This window comes from Leptolyngbya sp. FACHB-8 (genome assembly GCF_014695575.1).
Classification (GTDB): domain Bacteria; phylum Cyanobacteriota; class Cyanobacteriia; order Elainellales; family Elainellaceae; genus Vacuolonema.
In genome coordinates, this window is sequence record NZ_JACJOO010000052.1 from 43,589 (window position 1) to 65,414 (window position 21,826).

The 21,826-nt window shown below is 49.1% G+C and carries 18 protein-coding genes and 1 riboswitch; of the genes, 9 read left to right on the top strand and 9 right to left on the bottom strand.

What is annotated here, in order from left to right:
* Positions 1-76 precede the first annotated feature (76 nt).
* Positions 77-634 carry a hypothetical protein gene (locus H6F91_RS12245; protein WP_190773513.1) on the top strand — a complete coding sequence of 186 codons (558 nt, stop codon included), beginning with the start codon at positions 77-79 and terminating at the stop codon, positions 632-634.
* Between the two features lie 287 nt (positions 635-921).
* Here H6F91_RS12245 and H6F91_RS12250 read toward each other — a convergent pair whose 3' ends face one another.
* Positions 922-1,746, bottom strand: a complete 825-nt coding sequence (locus H6F91_RS12250; RefSeq protein WP_190773512.1) for a sugar phosphate nucleotidyltransferase — start codon at positions 1,744-1,746, stop codon at positions 922-924.
* Between the two features lie 114 nt (positions 1,747-1,860).
* Complete coding sequence (locus H6F91_RS12255; RefSeq protein ID WP_190773511.1) at positions 1,861-2,058, bottom strand: hypothetical protein; 198 nt, start codon at positions 2,056-2,058, stop codon at positions 1,861-1,863.
* Positions 2,059-2,507: 449 nt separating this feature from the next.
* Here H6F91_RS12255 and crtO point away from each other — a divergent pair, with 449 nt between their 5' ends.
* Positions 2,508-4,214, top strand: coding sequence for a beta-carotene ketolase CrtO (gene crtO, locus H6F91_RS12260; RefSeq protein ID WP_190773510.1), 1,707 nt, complete (start codon positions 2,508-2,510; stop codon positions 4,212-4,214).
* 87 nt (positions 4,215-4,301) lie between these two features.
* The gene (locus tag H6F91_RS12265; protein ID WP_190773509.1) at positions 4,302-4,868 is read left to right on the top strand and encodes a DUF2231 domain-containing protein; all 567 of its coding nucleotides are present in this window, start codon (positions 4,302-4,304) and stop codon (positions 4,866-4,868) included.
* Between the two features lie 493 nt (positions 4,869-5,361).
* Here H6F91_RS12265 and H6F91_RS12270 read toward each other — a convergent pair whose 3' ends face one another.
* The 4 genes from H6F91_RS12270 to H6F91_RS12285 form a co-directional block, all read right to left on the bottom strand.
* Entirely contained in the window at positions 5,362-5,775 is a 414-nt protein-coding gene (locus H6F91_RS12270) for a MerR family DNA-binding protein (RefSeq protein ID WP_190773508.1), read from the bottom strand.
* Positions 5,776-5,994: 219 nt separating this feature from the next.
* On the bottom strand, positions 5,995-6,258 hold the full coding sequence (locus H6F91_RS12275) for a hypothetical protein (protein WP_206754932.1): 264 nt from the start codon (positions 6,256-6,258) through the stop codon (positions 5,995-5,997).
* Positions 6,259-6,388: 130 nt separating this feature from the next.
* A complete protein-coding gene (locus tag H6F91_RS12280) occupies positions 6,389-6,697 on the bottom strand; it encodes a hypothetical protein (protein WP_190773506.1) in 309 nt (102 codons plus the stop codon).
* Between the two features lie 171 nt (positions 6,698-6,868).
* Positions 6,869-7,189 (bottom strand): hypothetical protein, encoded by a 321-nt coding sequence (locus tag H6F91_RS12285; protein WP_190773505.1) that lies wholly within the window; start codon positions 7,187-7,189, stop codon positions 6,869-6,871.
* A gap of 404 nt (positions 7,190-7,593) precedes the next feature.
* On the opposite strand from H6F91_RS12285, the gene H6F91_RS12290 reads away from it, so the two are divergent.
* Positions 7,594-8,100, top strand: coding sequence for a MarR family transcriptional regulator (locus H6F91_RS12290; protein WP_190773504.1), 507 nt, complete (start codon positions 7,594-7,596; stop codon positions 8,098-8,100).
* 382 nt (positions 8,101-8,482) lie between these two features.
* Here H6F91_RS12290 and H6F91_RS12295 read toward each other — a convergent pair whose 3' ends face one another.
* On the bottom strand, positions 8,483-9,337 hold the full coding sequence (locus H6F91_RS12295) for a hypothetical protein (RefSeq protein WP_190773503.1): 855 nt from the start codon (positions 9,335-9,337) through the stop codon (positions 8,483-8,485).
* 345 nt (positions 9,338-9,682) lie between these two features.
* A riboswitch (cobalamin riboswitch) is annotated at positions 9,683-9,827 on the top strand.
* 34 nt (positions 9,828-9,861) lie between these two features.
* Here H6F91_RS12295 and H6F91_RS12300 point away from each other — a divergent pair.
* Together H6F91_RS12300 and H6F91_RS12305 are read left to right on the top strand one after the other, a co-directional pair.
* A complete protein-coding gene (locus H6F91_RS12300; protein WP_190773502.1) occupies positions 9,862-10,047 on the top strand; it encodes a CbtB-domain containing protein in 186 nt (61 codons plus the stop codon).
* A 240-nt stretch (positions 10,048-10,287) separates the two neighbouring features.
* Positions 10,288-11,433 carry a hypothetical protein gene (locus tag H6F91_RS12305; RefSeq protein WP_190773501.1) on the top strand — a complete coding sequence of 382 codons (1,146 nt, stop codon included), beginning with the start codon at positions 10,288-10,290 and terminating at the stop codon, positions 11,431-11,433.
* A 96-nt stretch (positions 11,434-11,529) separates the two neighbouring features.
* Here the strand turns inward: H6F91_RS12305 and H6F91_RS12310 are convergent, their stop codons facing one another.
* The gene (locus H6F91_RS12310) at positions 11,530-13,953 is read right to left on the bottom strand and encodes a PAS domain S-box protein (protein WP_190773500.1); all 2,424 of its coding nucleotides are present in this window, start codon (positions 13,951-13,953) and stop codon (positions 11,530-11,532) included.
* Between the two features lie 333 nt (positions 13,954-14,286).
* On the opposite strand from H6F91_RS12310, the gene H6F91_RS12315 reads away from it, so the two are divergent.
* From H6F91_RS12315 to H6F91_RS12325, 3 genes are all read left to right on the top strand, one after another.
* A complete protein-coding gene (locus H6F91_RS12315) occupies positions 14,287-14,619 on the top strand; it encodes an arsenosugar biosynthesis-associated peroxidase-like protein (RefSeq protein WP_190773499.1) in 333 nt (110 codons plus the stop codon).
* Between the two features lie 194 nt (positions 14,620-14,813).
* Positions 14,814-15,956, top strand: coding sequence for an arsenosugar biosynthesis radical SAM (seleno)protein ArsS (gene arsS, locus H6F91_RS12320; protein WP_190773498.1), 1,143 nt, complete (start codon positions 14,814-14,816; stop codon positions 15,954-15,956).
* Between the two features lie 318 nt (positions 15,957-16,274).
* Entirely contained in the window at positions 16,275-18,152 is a 1,878-nt protein-coding gene (locus tag H6F91_RS12325) for an ATP-binding protein (RefSeq protein ID WP_190773497.1), read from the top strand.
* Between the two features lie 185 nt (positions 18,153-18,337).
* Here the strand turns inward: H6F91_RS12325 and H6F91_RS12330 are convergent, their stop codons facing one another.
* Positions 18,338-21,544, bottom strand: a complete 3,207-nt coding sequence (locus H6F91_RS12330) for a PAS domain S-box protein (protein ID WP_190773496.1) — start codon at positions 21,542-21,544, stop codon at positions 18,338-18,340.
* Positions 21,545-21,826 lie beyond the last annotated feature (282 nt).

Consider the following 21,826-nt stretch of genomic DNA (forward strand, 5'->3'; position numbering starts at 1 on the left):
ACGTTTGCTTCAGGTAAGCACCTGCCCTATCTTCCTACGATAAAACTATCAAACGAATTCCTCACAGGAGATTGGTATGAATCGCAAATGGATGATGACGGCAGTGATGGGTGGTGTGTCAGCTCTGGCTTTGGCGATCGCTCCCTTAATGGCTGATGCTCAAACCCGGACGGCTCAAAACCAGACTCCGCCTGCCCAGGGCCAGGCTCAACCCGGTTCTAGAGGTAACGGCCCCGGCAGGGGAGGGATGATGCAGCCACCGTTTGAACTAACGGATGCCCAGAAAGAGCAGATGCAACAGATTCGCCGGGAAACCCGTGAGCAAATTGCCAATGTCTTTACCGCAGAGCAACGGCAGAATTTCCAGGAAGGCGTGGAGTCAGGGGAACCCTTCCCTATGGTGATTCAATCCCTGGGGCTGAGCGATGAGCAACATGAACAACTGCGCACCATCATGCAAAACAGCATGGAGCAGCGACGCAATGTGTTGACGGATGAGCAACGAGCTCAACTTCAGGAGCACGGCCCTGGGCGGGGTGGCCCACAGAGTGGTGGTTCGCAAGGGGGAGGGATGATGCCTCCTGGAGGCGGTAATGGCATGATGCCTCCTGGAGGTGGTCCTGGGGGAATGTAGTCGCATAAGTTAAACGGCTACTTCGGCTTATGTAACGCTTCAGAATCTAAAAAATTAGAAGTTGCAGTTCCCTGAAGAACTGCAACTTTTTATATTTACAGAACTGCCGCATCTCTGTTAAAAATGCTGGACTTGTGTAAGCCCTAATTTCAATAAAAACATACTGTTAAATCATTAGTGCGGACAGTTTTTCTGAAACCTTTGATTTTGCGCGCGCTTCGCGCGCGCAAAATCAAAGGTTTCAGAAAAACTGTCCAGAGTATTTTTAAATGACGCGAGAAGCGTTGCTATGGAGATGCTGTTCCAAACATTTGAATAGCCTTTGCCAAGTTGGCAGGGGTACCAATGTCTAAAAACCAGCCTGATTCAAACACGACGGCTTCAACCTGTAGCCCTGCTTGGATGCTCGCTTGAATGACATCCCCAATGGGAATTTCGATGTAATTGGGGAGGGTGGTTAGAGTTTGGATGGGGGTGTTGCCGACAAGGTCATACAAGCGTGCCTCAACGAAGGTGTTCAGGAACTCAGTAAAGGAAGCTTGCCAGAGGGCGATCGCCCACATATACCGCAGATGCGTAAACGACGACTTCTCATAAATTCCAAGAACTCGACCTGTTTCATCAAACTCGACAACTCCCACATTTTGAGGTTGATCCGTTGGGAAAAGGCCCAGCACTACATCGGCTCCCGTTTCCTGTGCCCGGACCAGCAACTGTCCATAGGCGTCGTCAGGGGCAAATAAAACGTCGGGAAAGCCAACCAGTACCGTCGCATCCTGCACGAAGGGATAGGCCTGGTTCAGACTAAAGGGCACCCCAAAGGGCACATGCACTGTGAGGTAGGCCAACCGTATTCCCAACGCACTTCCATCCCCTAGAAATGCTGGAATATCCCACTTGTCGGGACGTAGAATCATTAAGGCCAGTTCGGCTCCAGCCCGCTGCATCTTTTCGAGAAGATAGTGTGCGACGACGCGGGGCGATCGCCTTCCCTCTGCATCAGCAGGCCAAAACCCCAGGGGAAATAGCTCTTTGCTCATAGGCAATGGCCCTATTCGCGTCCCCTGCCCTGCCGCAGGAATTAACCCAATGAGACGTCGCGATGGTGGCATAACAGCAACGATGGTTTTGAGCGGGAACCTGAGGCTTCCGCTCAAAACCATAGCCTATTTGAAGAGTTGGGAGAGCTGCGTTTAGTGTTTGCCTTCTGTTTGCTACGCTGTGCCTTAAAAATCTGGCGGCGTAGGTGGAGGCACGGGCAGGGGTTCTCCCGGTTGGGGTGTTGTGGGTTCTGGTACGGGATCTGGGCTGGGGATGGGACTGGGCTCCGGTACGCGAGTGGGATCGGGGAATGGGATGGGGCTGGGTTCCGGAGAGGGTACACCCGTGCCAGGAGATGGGGTAGGACTGGGAAAAATCAACATGGCGATCACAGTTTGTTTGATGTTACTTAACGAAAATTTTTAAGAGAATGAATGCAATTTGCTTTATTAGCAACATTGTCGACAATAAAGTCGAAAACAAAATCACAAGAGTTTTTTTTGATAGATCTATGACGGCTTAAAGAAGCCATAGAACTCATACTTATAGTTACTTAATTAAGGGAGTTTAGAACTCTTGTTGATCTGTATTTAGAATAGTTCGGCCCAGAAAAAATATCTTCCTCCTAGCGACCTAATTCGCAGGAATTTTGGCGGGTAGAGGTTGCTAAAAACAATGAATTTTTTAGTGAGAGTCCTTCTAAAGGGGTAGGCGATCGCCCGTAATTCTAACCCTTAGATTTCTCTTTTCTAAAGCAGAATCAGACCCCTGGTAGAGCAGAGTTTTGATGAATATCTCTACCATTCAGTACAGACTATAAACTATGTGATTCATGCAGGACTACGATGTCATTATCATCGGTGCAGGGCATAACGGTCTTGTCTGTGCCGGATACCTGCTTAAGGCAGGGTATCGTGTTCTTCTATTAGAAAAGCGATCAATTCCGGGTGGCGCGGCGACGACGGAAGAGTCCTTGCCAGATGAAGCTCCTGGTTTTTATTTCAATCTCTGTGCGATCGATCATGAATTTATCCATCTGGGCCCAGTCGTTAACGAGTTAGAACTCGAAAAATATGGGCTGGAATATCTATTCTGTGATCCGGTTTTATTTTGCCCTCAACCCGATGGTAAATATTTTCTGGGTCATCGATCCATTGAAAAAACCTGTGCTGAAATTGCCCGTTATAATCAGCGCGATGCTGAAAAATACGGTGAATACATGGCCTTTTGGGATCAGTTAGTCCAGGCCATTACTCCCGTTTTCAATGCCCCGCCCAAGTCTGTGATTGACATCCTGGGAAACTATGGATTGCACAATATGCAGGACCTGTTGGGATTAGTGGGAGGTGTTGATAAGGCACTGGATTTGATTCGCACGATGCTCACCAGCCCCAAAGACTCGCTCAACGAGTGGTTTGATACGGAACTGGTGAAAGCACCCCTGGCCCGTCTTGCCTCTGAGCTAGGGGCGCCCCCTTCCCAGAAGACCATTGCTATCGGTGGCATGATGATGGGGTTGCGCCATAACCCCGGCATGGCTCGACCACGAGGTGGCACCGGTGCTTTGACCCGAGCTCTGGTAAATATGGTGCAAGATCATGGCGGCACTATTTTGTGCGATCAGCATGTGGAGCGGTTGTTGATCAACAACCAGGGGCATGTAGATGGAGTTCGCGTTGCCGGAGGCCAGGAGTACCGCGCTTCCAAGGCGGTGATTTCGAATATTGATGCCCAACGTTTATTTTTGGAATTGCTTGATCCTGAGGATGCTCGGGCGATCGCTCCCAAACTTTATGAACGGTTGGAACGGCGCATCGTCAACAACAACGACGCTATCCTCAAAATTGACTGTGCCCTATCAGAAGCTCCTCGCTTTGAAGCTTACGGCCATCGAGATGAATTCTTGATTGGTTCCGTCGTTATTGCTGATTCTCTCATGCAGGTGGAGGACGCCCATAGCCTGCCTGAGATGGGACGCATCCCCGATGCCGACCCTTCCATGTACGTTGTAGTGCCCACCATGCGCGATCCCAGCATGGCCCCTGAAGGCAAGCACACCTTGTGGATTGAGTTCTTCGCCCCCTACCAAATCCGTGACGCGGAAGGTACGGGGCACCAGGGCACCGGCTGGACAGATGAGCTGAAGAACCAAGTAGCCGATCGCGTCATGGACAAGTTGGCCCAATATGCTCCCAACGTCAAAGATGCGGTGATTGCACGACGAGTCGAGAGCCCGCCCGAGTTGAGCGATCGCCTTGGGGTCTATAAGGGTAACCACTACCATATCGACATGACGCTGGATCAGATGGTGTTCTTCCGCCCGTTGCCAGAGATTGCCAACTACAAGACCCCTATCGAAGGTCTCTACCTCACAGGGGCGGGCACTCACCCTGGGGGCTCGATTTCAGGATTACCAGGCCGTAACTGTGCTCGTGTGTTCCTGAATACCCAGCAGCCTATTACCCAAAACCTGAAGGAGGCAGGTAATTGGCTCAAGACACGGTTTGAGGCGATCGCCAAAATCCCCCATTCCCACTAAGCACGGGTTGAACGTTCCCAAAACGTTGTCATGCCTGCTTAAATTTCTCGGTTTATCCTGCCATACCATTACCCGGAGTTAGACCCAATGGAAACTCGCGAAGCCCGTCAAACCAATTCTTCTAATAACGTGCCTTACCCCAGTGTGCCGCCGTTAATCGACAGCCGCGAGACGGAATATCGGGGCAGCGGCATTACCAGCACTCTCGCTATCCTCGGTCACCCCATTCACCCTGTGATTGTGATTTTCCCGATTGGATTTCTGAGCGCTGCTGCTGGGTTTGATGTTGGCTATTGGTTCACCCAGGATCCCTTCTGGGCCAGAGCTGCTATCTGGTTGCTTGGGGCCGGAGTCCTAGCGGCCATTGCAGCAGCTGTCACCGGAATGTTCGACTTTATCCGCATTCCCCGCGCTCGCAAACGCCGTGCTGGTTGGGTTCACGTGGCATTGAACGTCGCTGCTCTCGTGTTATCTATTATCAACTGGTTCCTGCGTTTGGGTGATCCAGCTGGTTTTGTACTACCTTTTGGCCTCATCATCTCTCTGGTGGTTAGTGGGCTGCTAGTGGCAAGTGGTTGGTATGGTGGTGAGCTGATGTGGCGGCACAAGGTGGGCATCGTTGGCTCTGATGAAACCCAGGCTGGATTGCCCTAGCAAGTTGTCCTCGTCACGATACTTTGGCTGAGCGTTTACAGAAATGAGACCCCCCTTTGGCGATCGCCAAAGGGGGGTCTTCGTTCAAGAGCTCGTACAAATCAAAACCCAAAATCCAGCCTGGAAACCCGCCTCTGCCATGCTTTTACAGTGGATGTTGAACTTTATTTAATTCGTAATCCTTAGTGTAAAAAGCATTCCTACATCTTTTCAATATGAGATGTGTTTAATGTTCCACATCTAGCTTACAGCGCTTTTCAAACGCTTAAAATCTGCTTGTTTTTGTGAGAGCCTTGCTTCGCACGGCTCTCACAAAAACAACCGTGACTGATTCAATCGCAAAGCGCTGTAAGTAAAACGTAGAACATTAGATATACTTTAGTTGAATGAGTACTAAGGAGATTTCCAGATAAGAACTTCCCCATTATTTGGAAAAGGCGCGGCGAAGCCGCGCCTTTTCCAAATAATGGGGATATTGTTTCTCAGAAATCTCCTAAACACGCTCAAGAATTGGGCAAATGGTTTCATCTATGTGATTAGGAACGCCTTCCCAGCCAGATAACAAACCCTTCAACTCCTGCTTTAGAATTTGGAGTTGTTGAAGTTGCTGCTCAATTTCATCTAATTTATCGGTCAACTTCACTTTGATATGATCACAGGGCAAATCACCCTGATCGTGTACCTCTAAAAATTCTTTGATTTCCAGAAGCGTTAACCCGAGGTTTTGAGCCCGTTTGATGAAACGCAGACGACCAAAGACATCAGAGTTGAATAGGCGATAATTACCTTCAGTTCTGCCGTAGGTTTTGAGCAGACCCAATTCGTCGTAATAACGAATGGTTTTGATGGGCAAGCCGCTCTCTTTTGCGACAGCGCCGATGCGCTTGAGTTCTTCCTGAACGAGCATGATGGTAACCTCGTCAATTTAGATCGCTATGTTCAGTTCCGCAATGGTGAAACTGAACGGAAACTCTAACAGATTCATTCTAAAGGTTCCAGTGAACTGGAAGGTCAAGGGCAATTTGCTTCTGCTTGTCAACGGAAATTGCAAGACAAAGATGTGGAATCGCTGAAGGGCGTATTCCACATCCCATGACCATCCAATTTTGTGGCCTGCGCCCCTAACCTATTGGGTGTCTACCAGGTTTTGCAGATGGCGTTCTACTGCGGTGACAAAAGCCTGATCTTTCAGGGTATTTTCAGATAAACGATCTGCATCAATTGCAGCTTGAACTACATCTTCTGCCGTGATGCGGCCAGAATTTACACCTGCTTCTAAAGAAGCGTATCCAGGGATACCTTGTTCCGTCAACTGGCCTTGATAAGCGAGGGTTGCCACATTAAACGAAGATAGTTTCGTTTCAGCTTTAACAGGGGTAAAAGCTGTCATAGAGAGAGCCAATACCATGAGAGAGGCAGATATAAGACGTTTCATCATCAAAAGTTCCTTGGTATTACAGGTGAATGAGGGTTTCCTTATTCGTGTATCACGTACACGAATAAGGAGTGTTCAGTGAGCGTTAGTTATGTTCCACTAGGTTTTGCAAGTGGCGTTCAACTGCCGTGACAAATTCAGTGTCTTGTAGAGTGGTTTCGGTCAAACGGCCCGAATCAATCGCTGCTTGTACGACGTCTTCAGCGGTAATTGTGCCAGAGTTCACACCCGCTTCCAGAGAACCATAGCCAGGGATACCATTGTCGGTCAACCGCCCCTGATAGGCCAGGGTTGCCACATTGAAAGAGGAAAGCTTACTTTCAGCTTGAGCCGCAGGAGCAAATGCTGCCACAGAAAGCGCCAAAACCATCAAAGAAGAAGCAATACGTTTCATGATCAGAATGTTCCTTAGAGATTACAGGTAAATGAAGTGCGAATGACAATTTCAAACTCTGGCGATCGCTCCAACGCGAAGCAGATAAACCAGGTGCCGTGTGGAATGGGTATTTTATCTGTTCTATTCGGTAACAGAGCCCACTCCACGGCTTGGCTTAATGGCGATCGCCTAGTTTTGTTCCACCAGGTTTTGTAACTGGCGTTCAACGGCCGTTACAAAAGCGTCGTTTTGCAGGGTGGTTTCAGATAAACGGCCTGAGTCAATTGCGGCTTGAATTACATCCTCAGCCGTAATAGTGCCAGAGCTAACACTGGCTTCTAGAGAAGCGTAGCTGGGAATTCCGTTCTCCGTTAACCGCCCTTGATAAGCCAAGTTCGCCACATTAAATGAAGTGAGTTCGCGATCGCCGGAGGTTTCAGCGTTGGCAACTGGAGCGAACACCGCAACCGAAAGGGCTAGAACAGACAGGGAAGAAGCAATGCGTTTCATGGGTCACATCCTTAGGAAATGAAGGTGAATGATAGTTGAAGCGAATAAGAAACAATTTGGAAGTTGCTTGCGTTTGTGATGATTGCATTTGCAACTAAATACAGACTAACACCACATAATTGAAATTGCAACTACTTCTTTTGCAACTATTTTGATCTGGTTACTCGGTCATATCTCAGACGTGTGGATGAAGTGTGGTGAAACGGGCACGACGCGCCCGTTTCACCACATGGCGCTACCGGTTATTGGGACGGATATGGCCTGATCGAGCCTTCTGATTGAATGTCTTGAAGGCTTCTAGGGCGAGGGTTAACGCAGTTGTCTTAAGCTTAATTATCTTGGTATTAAAATAATTGATGTGAAAGTAATGGTTAAGAATCTCGACGTGAAGATATAATGGTCCCATGGAAAAGGAACGCGATCGCATTGATGACATCCTGGAGCAGTGGCATCAGGAGTCTCCCCAGCTTGATGTCTCCTCTTTGGCCGTGATCGGGCGTGTTCTTCGCATTGCCCGATTACTTGAAAAGCGCCGAGAACAGGTTTTGGCAGACTATGGTTTAAACGTCTGGTCCTTTGATATGTTGGCAACTTTGCGACGGCAGGGGCCACCCTATCAGCTCAAACCCACAGAGCTGTATGGTTTACTCATGCTCTCCTCGGGAGCCATGACAAATCGCATTGATCGCCTGGAGCAGGATGGTGTGGTGGTGCGTCTTCGAGATCCGGGCGATCGCCGCAGTGTCAGCGTTCAACTCACACAGAAGGGTATTGATTTAACGGATCGGGTGATGCCTGTCCTATTTGCTAAAGAGAAGCAAATGATGGAGCAGTTTAGCACAATGGAAGAACAAACCTTGGTGCAATTGCTGCGACAATTTCTGAAATCATTTGATGATCAAGAAACGTAATTTCAGCATTGGCCTGGGCTATTCACCAAAACTTCGGATAGGATTCTGAAGTCTTTAATCTTGTATTGTTATACCAAATCAACATGAAGCTGCACAGAATGAGAGTGACGGCGCGTACGCGCCGCCACTCTCATTCTGTGCAGCTTCATATAAAAACGGTATTACAGCGCTTTGCGCTTGAATCAGCCATAGTTGTTTTTGTGGGAGCCGTGCTTCGCGCGGCTCCCACAAAAACAACCAGATTTACAGCGCTTTTCAAACGCTGTAAATGGGTGAAGTGAAACAGGAAACTACAGTTTCCCGTTTCACTTCACCCATTCAAAAAATGTCTTAATTGTGTGTGTCCATCATGCACACGCAATTAAAGACGGGATACATCGCTTTAGGAGACGTTCACCCAGAACTCTGCTGTGATAATCTCACCGTTTCGGTTGAACTGTCCCCATAATTTGTACCGTCCTGGTTCAGGAAATTGGGTGTGAAACTGCACCTGGCCAGTCGTTTCATCAACTGCATGGGCGTGGATGTAATTGGCTCTAGTTAAGGGAGTAGATTGCCGTATGATGACCAAATGCCCACCTTCACCCAGGTAGGGTTGCAAGTCTGTCACTGGCTGACGATCCAGATCGCTCAGGTGGAAGGTCAGTGTCATATCTTGGCCTGCTGCCACTGTGTCCTCTGAAAGCTCTAGATGAACGTGGGTATTGGCAATTGTCTGGGTGCGATCGAAATGGATATCAGGTGGTGGTTGAACGTCTCCTGTAATCTCAGTGGTTAACACCGAAACCTGCTCTGGGTGTCCGCTAGGTTTGTAATCACTGAATAGAGTGTAGCCTCCAGCTTTGGGAAACCGTGCCTGCACTTCAAAGAGCCCATTACCCTGATACTGAGGATGTAAATGATTGAAAAATTGCAGATCGTTGCTGACGACAATCAGGTGCATTATTTTTTCCTGAAACGTGTCGAATTGGGCGATCGCCTCCCCTTTTCCATCCTGAATATGAATGCCTAAATTGATAGCCTGATTGGGAACAGGCGTATCCGTCATAATCAATTTTGCTTGAGCAACATCTTCCTCCACTGCATGGCTACTGTGAGCATTGGAGCTTGTTCCATGAGCATCTGAGTGTTGTTCTGTGGATGGTGTAGTTGCTGTTTGCTGCGTGTTTAATGACGAGCAGCTTTGAATCAGGGTGAGAGTTGCGACTGTAGCGATCGCGGTCAAAAAACGATTCATACGTACCTCCTACCAGTAACGGCTTGGATTGTGGAAATCATGTCTTTGTCAGGCTCGACATCAAGCCTGCATGGGTTGTAGCAATTGGGAAATTGTTGTTTTAGAAGGTTTCAGGCGATCGCTCTGGCACCGATGACATGACTCTAAACGCTACAGTTCACTGGAGAGTCAAGCTTTAACCACCCAGATCCTTTATCATCGTGACGAAGCACGGGTACGGTCTTAGACTTACGCATGGTTGTGTGGTGTGCGAGGTTCACCACACAACCATGCGTAAGTCCTAATTGAGTGGGGCGGCTTATGAATCTTAACGACGGTGGGGAGTAGAGGTGGTAATCTAAAGATTGCTTAACGAGTGAATTCGGTTCTAGTGGGGCTCAGCCACTAGAAGCAATGGGGAAAATTCGGTGCGAATCCGATGCTGTCCCGCAACTGTGATGGGCTTTTGACGCTCTAAGCCAGGATGCCCGCCGAACCTTTTATGCCTGTCAGCGTCCTGTCAACCAATCTGCGAGGTACAGAGCATGGTCAATACAGCTTCAGTCTGGAAACGTACACAACAAATTACGCTGTCTCTTCCTGTGCAAGCAAGTCTGCTTACCGGGTTGTGTATGTTAACCCTGTGGACGTTCTACTTCTCGACCTATCCTCCTGCCCACAATGCCGTCCACCAGACCCGCCACGATACGTTGGGCGTAGCGTGCCACTAGGGTTTGGCTGAAAAGTTGTTTTCTCGTGTGCGAAGGGCACGAAAGAATAGCCTTTCTAGCTAACTTTACGTCTAGGCTCATGGGTTGAATTTAGGAAGTCGCAGTTCTCTAAGAACTGCGACTTTTAAGGTTCGATCGCCTTTGGGCAGGCGACGCTCGCAACATAAATTCTGGTGCAGCACATGGGTCGGCTGAACGATAGCCTAACGATTCAGTTATCAAGCTTTCTGGCGTAGTTCTATGAGATTTGCTAAATATTTTGGATTGTTCCTGGTAGCCAATGCTGCCAGTCTATTGTGTTGGCTATGGAGCTCGTCAATCGCTGTATCCCAATCTACCCTACAGTTACAGACAACGCCGCCCCTAAATCAGGTCATTCCGGCAACGGAGCCCGTGCAATTGACGTTGCAGGCTATGAACGCCCAGCAACAACCGCTGACGGATGCTAAGATACAGCTCCGCTTGTTAGCCCCGGCGAAAACGCCCTGGCTATCATCTGATTTCCCCATTGTGGAAGGGACGACATTGTTGGATATGGAGGCGATCGCCCCATCGGGCACCCTCCAGTTTGAACAAACTCTACCCATTCGGGGTACTTATTATCTGGAGGCAAAGGTCACACCCCAACGCGCTGGGGATTTTGAACCCGTCGAGCAGACCCTGTCATTCTCAGTACCTGAAAATCCTGTAAAGTACCGCAACGTCGCTATTTTGGCGGCTATTTTACTGGTAGCAGGTTTGGGAAGCGGTTGGGTGCTAGGCGGTGATCAGTCTCTGCAAGATGGCGAGATGGCCCCTAGGCCTGTGCGTATGTTGTTGAGTGGGGGATGCGTGGTGGCGATCGCCATTCTGCTGGTGATCAACATCAGTGCGGAGCTGACAGAGCACCATGACCATGCCAGCACGGCTTCAGCTTCCATCCCTGCCACCCAAACATCTGAAGGAATTCAAGTGGAATTGTCGGGCGATACCCTGGCTATGGTCGGGCAACTCGCTCCCCAGACCGTGCAAGTTACCGATGCAACAACAAAAATCCCGCTTACTGATGTTGCCGTAAAAATCCAAATTAATTCTCTGGAGCACAATGAGCGGGTTTTCACATTTGAAGGTTTTCCGGATGCAACGGGTCAGTTGACGTGGCAACCACAATTTTTTGATGGCGCGCCTCACCAGGTGATCGCAACTGTCTTACCAGGCAACTTCTCTCGCTCTTTCCAACCGATTCAAGTTGCCCATGAAGTAGACGTTCATGGGGTTGCGCCACCTCTCTATATCCGTTTTATTACGTTGATTTATTTCACGGCTATCTTTGTTGCGGCTTTAATCGGAGGGCTATTTCTGCGTCGTCGACACAGTTCACAACCCTTCCACTCATCCGTTGTTTGATCCATTTTTGGCAAACTCTCAAGAAATTCAAAGCTTCTTTTATATAGCTACAGCCAGAAGCAGGAGTGGTGGCTTTGCGAGCACTCCTGCTTCTGTTTACTCAGTTTCATGCAGGGTAGATTGCCGCATAACGGGCAATTTTACCGTCAGGATGGCACCTTGATTCTCTCCCAAACTCTCTGCTTTAACGGTTCCCCCATGTAATTCCACAATTTGCCGCACGATCGCCAACCCTAACCCTAATCCACCATATTGGCGAGTCATCGAGCCGTCTTCCTGCCGAAAATACTCAAATGCGTATGGCAGGAATTGAGCATGAATCCCCTTTCCGGTATCAATCACCCGAATTTGCGCACAATCTTTAATTTGCTTGAGTTCAATGGTGACTTTTCCGCCATTAGGGGTGAACTTGACCGCATTCATCAGCAGGTTCCATAGAACCTGTTGTAAACGGGCTGCATCGCCAAAAACGGGGGCGATCGCTGAATCAGCATCAAACCTGATTTGTATAGTCTTCGCTTCCGCAGCTAATCGTACGCTTTCGATTGCAGCCGAAATGATAAAGGGTAAGCTCACGGAAGCTGCCCTTAACGACAACCGACCCCGCATGATGCGGGAAGTGTCAAGCAGGTCTTCGACCAGTTGTGATTGTAGTTTGGCGCTGCGCTCGATCGTTTTTAATGCCTCAATTTGCCGCTCTGGGTCGAGTTTGCCGCTTTGTAGTAGCTTCGTCCAGCCTAGAATTGGGCTCAGAGGCGATCGCAGCTCATGGGAAAGAATGGCTAGAAACTCATCTTTAAGGCGGCTAGCCGCTTCAGCAGCCTCCCGTGCAACCTTTTCCCGATGGAGGAGTTGTTCACGCTCCTGTTCAGCTCGTTTGCGATCGCTAACATCCTGGAAGACCGCAGCAGCCCGGTGACTGTCGCCATCACCAACCTTGAAGACATAGACATCGAACCAAGCCTTCAGGGGTTCTGCATATAACTCTCGGCGTTCGCTAACCCCCGTCTGAACGACCCTACCCAGAGTCTCCCACCAATGGGCTTCGTAGCTTGGATCAAGATCACGCAATCGTTTCCCAACAAAATTGAATCCGACGAGCCGCCGTGCTACAGGATTTGCCTCTACATAAAGCACATCAACTGGGCGATCGCTCTCGTCAAACACGACATCTGCCAGGAAATAGCCCTCGTCGATGGAATTGAATAGCATCCGGTACTTTGCTTCCGATTCCCGGAGAGCAGCTTCAGCTCGAAGGCATTCAATCTGATTCCAAATTCGTGCAGCTAACTCGCGCATCAATTCAATTTCGTCACAGCGCCAGTTGTGCGGCTCCCGATGATAGACGCCAAGCGTAAATTTCCACTCATTTTCGTGGAAAATTGGAACGTTAATGAATGAACCAATGTTCAAATCTGCAAAGCGTTCTGCGGCTGCAATGCGCGAGTCTGTTGTGACATCATGCACGACAATCGTTTGTCTGGCTTTCGCAGTCTGGTGAAATTCGTCCGTAACCAACTCTGGTAGGGAATAAATACCCGCTAAACCAGGGACGTCATCTTGGTGCCATTCGTCATAAACCACTGCTTTGTTGGCTTCAGTATTCATGTCAACGAAGGCACAAAATGAAATAGTGAGATAGCGATGGAGCTGTTCCCCCACGGCTTGAATAACATCCTTAACCTGGGTGGTCTCAACCAGGCTCTGACTTACCTGGGCAAGAAATTCAGCATTCAGTTCGACGCGCTTGAACTCGGTAATGTCTTGAATCAGGGCGGCGGTGCGAAGGGGTTGCCCGGCCGCATTGCGAATAATCGTACCCGTTACCAGCACCCACACGATACGGCCATCTTTACGAACGTAGCGTTTCTCCGCCTGGTAATCACTAGCCTTGCCTTCCAGTAAGTTTTTGTAACGTTGGTGATCGCGATCGCGATCTTCAGGGTGGTTCAAGTCATCCACAGTAAGCGCTAGCAATTCAGCCTCGCTGTAACCTGTGATCGCGCATAGGGCGGCATCCACCCGCAGGAAGCGACGGGTTATGGCATCTGCTTGAGCCTTGCCGACACTATTAACATTGAAGATGGCCCGAAAGTCTTCCTCCCGTTCGCGCAAGAGTGCCTCTGCCTGCTGTTGTTCATGCTGTGCTTGCTTTGCCCGCAATACTCGCTGCACACACGGAACTAACCGTTCTAAACGATGCTTCAGGATAAACCCTGCAGCGCCGGCTTCCAGTGCGTCGATGGCTGTTGATTCGCTGACCCGATCTGTGACAAAGATCAGTGGAGTTTCAGGGCAACTATGACGGGCAATTTCTAATGTAGAACCACCCTCTAAATCGGGTAATTCATGATTTGCTAAAATTAAGTCGAACTCATCTGTTTTTAACGCATTAATAAACTCAGTATGAGTGTTTACCCACAACAGCTTATAGTTCAATTCGCTTGCTGTTAACGTGGCTTTTACCACTTCTGCATCAGCTAAATTAACTTCAAGTAGAAGAATGTGAAAGGCAGACATTTTACTATTCTGTCAATTTAAAGCGGTACAGTTTTCGTACCTTTAGAAATGCTTATCATGTTCCCCAGGTGATCAATAGAATCTTTGGATTGACATTGCAGTAGGAAACCCATCAAGCATAACGTTGCACTGACAAATGAGGAAACCTATCAATCTGAAGAAAAGCTTCAGATTAAAGAGTATTTCTAAATAGCGGTATGAAATAATATGGGGCCATTGGTCCTCACACCATTTCATCACGCTATTTAAAAACGGAATTAACTTAGCTCCTTCCCAGATCTAAGGTCGGGGTTGTAAATTGGCTGAACCGCCCTATTATTGGAGGCTTCAAACATGGATCAGTACTATAAGCCGGAGCATCTTGCTCAGTTCGCTCAGGTGGGCGAAGGAAATCCAGAGCTGGCTAAAAAGTTCTTTGATTACTATGGTGCTGTATTCGCTGAAGGAGCCTTATCAGTACGTGAAAAAGCATTGATTGCGCTGGCCGTTTCCCACACAGTGCAATGCCCCTATTGCATTGATGCTTACAGCAAAGAATGTCTTCAGCAGGGCGCTGATCTTGAACAGATGACAGAGGCATTACATGTAGCAACCGCCATTAGAGGGGGGGCTTCCCTCGTTCATGGAATGCAAATGCTAGACCATGTGAAACAGTTAGCTATGTAATTAGAGCGCGTTCTAAATCCTGCTGAAAGGGCTTTTTATGCGTGAAGCGCACGGAAAAACGCCTTTGAAGCAGGCTTAGGCATTTCTAGACGCAGTTGCGCAACCGTAGTATGAGGGTTGGTGCAGCGCAAATGCCGCACCGCTCATATTCCGGTTATTGAACTGAATTGATACTAAGGTGGAAAATTTTTGTAATGCCTGAGCTCACGCAACCCGCCTCGTTCTCGGCCCATGTAGAAGTAGACCTCACCACAGAAGCCGCAGGGCCAAAGCCGACGACATCGCTCCATCGCAGGCAAGCGCCATTGGCTGACCCCCATCATCAGCTTCAAACCCTGGCAGCCCTGGATTTGTCTCATACACCCCATGGAGGGAATTTTGGGCAGGCGATCGCCCAAGCCGGTTGGACAGCTCTATCCCCTGCCAAACTCGAGATTTTTCAAATTAATGTAGGCAAGCTCTGCAACATGACCTGCCGCCACTGCCATGTAGATGCTGGCCCTGACCGCACCCAGGAGAACATGGATCGCGAGACAATCGACGCCTGCTTACGGGCTCTCGATCAAACCGAAGCCCATACCGTAGACATTACAGGAGGAGCCCCAGAATTAAATCCGCACTTTCGCTATCTAGTTGAGGAGTGTGTTAATCGAGGCAAGCATGTGATCGATCGCTGTAACCTCACGGTGCTGTTGCTACCGCGCATGCAAGATTTACCGCAATGGCTGGCTGATCAGGGTGTTGAGGTTGTTTGTTCCTTGCCGCACTACCGAAGACTAAACACCGATAACCAACGAGGGTCAGGCACCTTCGAGAAATCTATCGGAGCCTTGCGTCGTTTAAATGAAGTGGGGTATGGCAAGGGAGATCCGAAGCGGAGGCTGACGCTCATGTCCAATCCGGTCGGTGCCTTTTTGGCGAGCAGTCAGGCCAAGATGGAGCAGGAATGGAAAACGGGATTAATGCAGCATCAAGGGGTCAGTTTCGATCGCCTGATTACACTCAACAATATGCCCATTTCACGCTATTTGGAATGGCTGGAGCAATCTGGCAATCTCCAACGGTATATGGAATTGCTGGTCAACTCATTCAACCCAACAACCATTTCTGGTTTGATGTGCCGCAATACGCTGTCTATCTCATGGGATGGGCGATTGTATGATTGTGACTTCAACCAGATGCTGGAGTTAGAGATCCATTCACCGCATCAACAGCGCCCTCACATTCGGGATTTCAATGCTCAATGGCTTACGCAACGAAACATTGTAATAAATCGTCATTGCTTCGGCTGTACCGCTGGGGCTGGTAGTTCTTGTGGTGGGGCAATTGATGCCTAGAAGGTCTTTGCGGAGTTGATTTTCTGTGCGTTATGCCTACTCGCATCTTGCACATTTCTAAAACCAAACTCTAGTGGCCCTATTTTTTGTGCATGGAGCGCACGAAAAATAGAGCTACTAGAGTATATGCAAGATCTGAACTCATCAAGAATTAGCTCTGCTTCATTAGGAATAAGGAGAAAAATTGCTCTAAACAAATGGGTTGATTAAAGCTACCTATTTAGTGAGTTACTACACGTTTCCAAAGGGCGATGAAATATATACTAGGTTCTTTATTCTAAGGAGTAGTGTTACTAGAATTTTTGTGCCGAGGTACGTGTGGACCGCGATCAGCTCAGTCAGCAGGTAGGAACCCTAAGCGAGCGGGTTAGACGGCTGTTGCATCAGGCTTATTCGAGTCTGTTGCAACAGCCTGAACCGCAGCAAGTATCGTTCTTTCCGGGCATCTTAGAAGAGCTGGGAAACTCGATGGAAGAGTTGCAAGTATCCCAGGAGTTTTTGCATCAACAAAATGAAGAATTGGCTGCAGCTTATGAAGCGTTGGCAGCGGAACAACGGCGTTATCAGGAATTGTTTGAGTTTGCCCCCGATGGTTATTTAATAACCGATACTGAAGGTAAAATTCAGGAAGCAAATCGGGCCGCTAGTACGTTACTCAATGTGCCGCAGAAATATCTGGTGGGGAAACCTCTGGCTATCTATGTCCCGGAAAAAGAGCGCCAGGATTTTCGTAGCCAGCTAGCCCAAATGCCCCAGGTTGAGCGGTTGCAGGAATGGACTGTGTGCTTACAGCCGCGTCACAAACACCCCTTTCATGCTGCTTTAACGGTCACAACAGTTTTTGATTCTCGGGGCAATGTTGTCTCTCTGCGCTGGCTGGTGCGCGACATTAGCGATCGCAAACAGTTGGAAGAGGCCGAGTTGCGTGCGGCCTTAGCAGAGATGACAAACCAGGCATTGGAAAATGAAATTGCCCAGCGCAAACTACTAGAAGGAGAGTTGCGACGACAGGCAGAAGCCCTGACCGAGGCGAACAACTTGAAGGATGAATTCCTGGCAATTGTTTCCCATGAATTGCGATCGCCTCTCAATGCCATTCTGGGCTTTTCCCAAATGCTTCGTACGCGTCGGTTTGACGAGGCGATGTCCTGTCGCGCCCTCGAAACCATTGAGCGCAATGCCCGAGCTCAGGCGCAACTGGTAGAAGACTTGTTGGACATTTCGCGTATTGTACGAGGCAAATTGACCCTTAGTGTTCAGCCTGTCAATTTGGTTGATGTAGTTGAGGCGGTCATTGACTCGGTAAAACTGGCAGCTACCGCTAAGGGAATTGATATTCAATCGGAATTGGATGAGTCTGCCATGGTGTCTGGGGATGGCGATCGCCTACAACAGGTGCTCTGGCATCTGCTGACGAACGCCATCAAATTCACCCCCAGAGCCGGGCGGATTGATGTTCGATTAAAGCGAGAGGCTTCCTCTGCCGTTATGGAGGTTAGCGATACTGGGCAAGGCATTCATCCCGACTTTTTACCCTATGTATTTGAGCGTTTTCGCCAGGAGGAACAGGCAAAAACGCGGCACCACGGAGGTTTGGGGATCGGCTTGTCTATTGTGCGGCAACTAGTGGAACTGCATGGGGGAACGGTTCAGGTCTACAGTCCTGGGGAAGGGCAAGGTACAACATTTACGATTCGGTTACCGTTGATGAGGGCTACCTCTGAGCATGAGGAGCCGCAATGGCCGATCCCTGAAGACTTTTCGGATGAGGATGCTCAGACAAGTTTGAAGAATGTGTCTGTACTTGTGGTAGATGATGAAACGGATGACCGTGAACTGCTAAAGATTGTATTGGAATGCGCGGGCGCTCACGTCAAAGCCGTTGGCTCCGTTGATGAAGCGCTGCAAGCAATCCATCAGTCACAACCCGATGTGCTTGTTAGTGATGTGCGAATGCCCGATCAGGATGGTTACAGCCTGATTCGCCAGCTTCGCTCTATTCCCATTGAGCAAATTCGCCAGATTCCCGCGATCGCCCTCACCGCTTATTCTCCTGACGAAAACTCCAGAAAGGCAATGACGGAAGGGTATCAGCTTTATCTGCCAAAACCCATTGAACCGGATGCTTTAGTGGCGGCGATCGCCAGCCAACTGAACGCGGGCGCTTTTATGCATCCTCTCGAGACTGAAGAATAGAGTCAGAGCTTGTACCTCTCTAAAAGTCAGGATCATTGTTTTCGTTACTTCGCAGTGAAAAACAATGATCCTGACTTTTAGAAAGCATTAGTTCGGACAGTTTTTCTGAAACCCTTGATTTTGCGTGCGCGAAGCGCACGCAAAATCAAGGGTTTCAGAAAAACTGTCCAGAGTATTGAGAAAGGTTATACGGTCAAAAATTGTTCAATGGTCGTGGCCAACTGTTTGAGCTTGACCGGCTTACTGAGATAGTCATTGGCTCCTGCTGCCAGACAGCGATCGCGATCGCCTGTCATCGCTAAAGCTGTTAGAGCAATGATGGGGATGTTGCCCAAACCTGGCAGATGGCGAATTTGCCGAATCGCTTCTATCCCATCCATACCCGGCATCTGAATATCCATCAGAATCAGATCGGGGTGCTCAGATTGGGTGAGGGCGATCGCCTCCTGTCCATTGTGGGCTACCAGCAGGCGATTGCCTTTCACTTCCAGATAACCCGCAACGGTCACAATGTTGTCCTCGTTGTTCTCCACTAACAGAATTAAGGGGGATTTTGCCCCGACCTGTGGCCTGGGATCGAGCGCAGCGACATCCCGGTCTTGTATTTCAGATAGGCATGGTTGAGTCATCACACCGGGAAGATCGATGGTAAAGCAACTTCCGACCCCGACTTCACTGGTGAGCCCTACTTTTCCACCATGAAGTTCGACCAGCCGTTTTACCAGAGCCAAACCTAAGCCTGTTCCCTCATATTCCCGATTTAACGCACTGTCAATTTGGACGAATGGCTGAAATAGGGTTGGGATGTCCTCAGCGGCAATTCCAATGCCGGTATCAGAGACTGCAAACCGCAGCCAGTTTTTCTCTACGTCTCCTACTTCCAGGGAGGTTAGTAACGTCACCTCTACAGAAACCTGCCCTCCCTTAGGCGTAAATTTGACAGCGTTGTTAAGCAGATTGACCAAAACCTGCCGAATTCGTCGTTCATCCACGAAGAGATCAGGGAGGGAAGACGGTAATTTTAGCTCAAGCTGGAGTTGTTTTTTGAGGGCTTGTTGCTTGACGAAGTCCAAACTAACCTGGCACAGCGTTGCAACATCGCAGGTTGCATAGTCCAGATCGATCTGTCCAGCTTCAACCCTTGCCAGATCTAGAATATCGTTGATGAGCGATAGCAAATGAAAGCCTGTGCGCTCGATAGTTTGTAAGGCTTTCATTTGTTGCTCATTGATGCTGCCGAAAATCTGCTCCTGTAACCCTTCCGACATGCCAAGGATGGCGTTGAGGGGGGTGCGCAGTTCATGACTCATGTTGGCAAGAAATTCATCCTTCAGGCGAGTGGCATGGGCCAACTCCTGGTTTGAAATGGCCAGTTGCTCATTGCGCTCAGTGAGTTGCTGTTGAATGTGTTTGAGGCGGGTAATGTCTTGAGCCGTGCCGATTATTTGTTGCACTCGACCCTCTGCATCCCGCTTAAAAACGGTATCGCGACCGTAGAGCCAGCACCACTCTCCGGTGGCCTGTCTCATTCGGTATTCGAATTCGATGATTTCATTGTTTTGAGAGTTGCGGATGTATGCCTGATGCTCAGGGAGACGAGCTAAATCGTCTGGGTGCATGAGCGTTTGCAGGAACGTTGAACCCATGGCCTGAATCTCATCGGGCGTGTAGCCCATAACAGCTGCAACCTCTCGGTTTGAATAAAGATTGCGCTGTTGCTCAAGATCGAACACATAGAGGATGTTCGGTGATGCATCGGCAATTTGCTGAATAAAGTGCTGACTCTCCTGGAGTGCTAGTTCAGCCTGTTTACGAGCGCTAATATCCCGAACAATTATCAACGCCTCATTCGCGTTAATCCCAACAATCCGCACTTCTTCATACACGGGACCTGTGCCACCCTGAACCTGATGCTCATAAATCTGAAGTGTTTTGGTGGCGATCGCCTGTTCAATTCGAATGAGTTGTTGTTGCAGGAGTTCCGGGGGAAGTAGCTCTGAGAGATGGTTGAGAGTGGAGAAATTCTCGTCGGTCTGATTGTGAGGTCGAATGCGATCCAGGCAAGTACCATCCCGTGTTACCCGCAAGAGTAAATCCGGAATCGCTTCGATAATGGCGCGAATCTGTGCCTCACTGGTGCGGAGTTCGGCCGTTCGTTCGGCAACCCTCCGTTCCAGTGATTGATTGAGTTCTTGTAGAGAACGTTCAGCTTGCTTCCGTTGGGTAATCTCTTCGGAAAAGACGATGATGCCACCGATTTCCCCAGTGTCTATGTACCAGGGCCGCACTTCCCACCGTGTCCACTGTGGGGTGCCATCGGCTCCCATAAAAAAATCTTCATCTCGTTTCTCGATCGCCCCGGCCAAACACCGTTGATGAGCCTGTCTCCAACGATCTGGAACGCTGGGAAGCACGTCATAATGCGATCGCCCAATAAACGATTCGATAGTCCCGGGATGATAATTATCAACCCAGCGTTGGCTCATCATGACATAACGCATCTCCCGATCAAACATGGCAATGCCGACAGGAGAATTCTTAATCAGCAGTCGCAGCCTTTCTTCACTGGCCTGTAGAGCTAGCGCCGCTTGTTTGCGTTCACTCTCTGCCTGTTTGCGATTGCTAATATCCTCAAACGTGCTAACGCTTGAAACGATGTTTCCCGCTTGATCCAGAATGGGAGCTGCACTCACAGAAAAGGTGGTAATCGTGCCATCTTCTCGGCGGTAATACATCTCCTCCGCTTTGACGGCGTTGCCTAGTAGAGCCCGGGCGATCGGGTACTCTTCCGGTTGGTATGGCTGCCCGTTGGGATGAACCCCGCCGTATTGAATGGATTCCTGGTCGGTATCTGAAGGGAGCAGGGGATGGTGCAACAAACGTATCGCTTCTTCGTTGTGAAACAGGAGCTTTCCAGAAGGTGCTTCTGCGATCGATACTCCCACAGGCATCTGTTGAAGCACCTGTTCTAATCGATGGCGCTCTGACTCTAATTGTTGTAGAAGGTTTTCCACTTCCTTATGGGCAGCTCGTTCTTGTTGTAAAAGCCGCGTGCGATCTGCCTCAGCTCGTTTACTCTCTTGTAAACTGGCACTCAGCAGATTAATAATCAACCCCACACCAATAACGAGAATTAACCGGAGAAAGTCGTCAACGTTTGAGATGGAGATCTGACCAATGGGCGGAATGAAGTAATAGTTGAGTGCCAATGCAGAGAGCACAATGGTGACAATTCCGGGCCACCTGCCGCCATACCAGGTACTAATGGCGATCGCAATGTAGAAAAAAGCCCCCATTGTGCGAGCGATAAGGGCTGCTTGCCAAAGGCTGAGGAGAAGGGCAATTGCTGTTAGGGCGATCGCCACACCATAAGATAAAAATCGCCGACCCATACTTATCGCTATTGCATAGTGAGTCTTAGTGTGCCCTTTTAGGCAAGTCACCTAACCGATTATTCGCTGAAGCAAAGCAAATTCTTAGCTCTGAAGCTCACAATTTAAGAAGGACTAACGAACCAATAATTTTGCTGACGATTACGCCTTTCAGTCTCTCGTTCTAATCAACATGATGACTGACAGATTGATGATTTTGGCACGAGTAGACGGGGCGAACTCCGTTGTACAGTGACACATTATTTTCCATCAACGACAGTAATCTGTCACCGATGACAAATA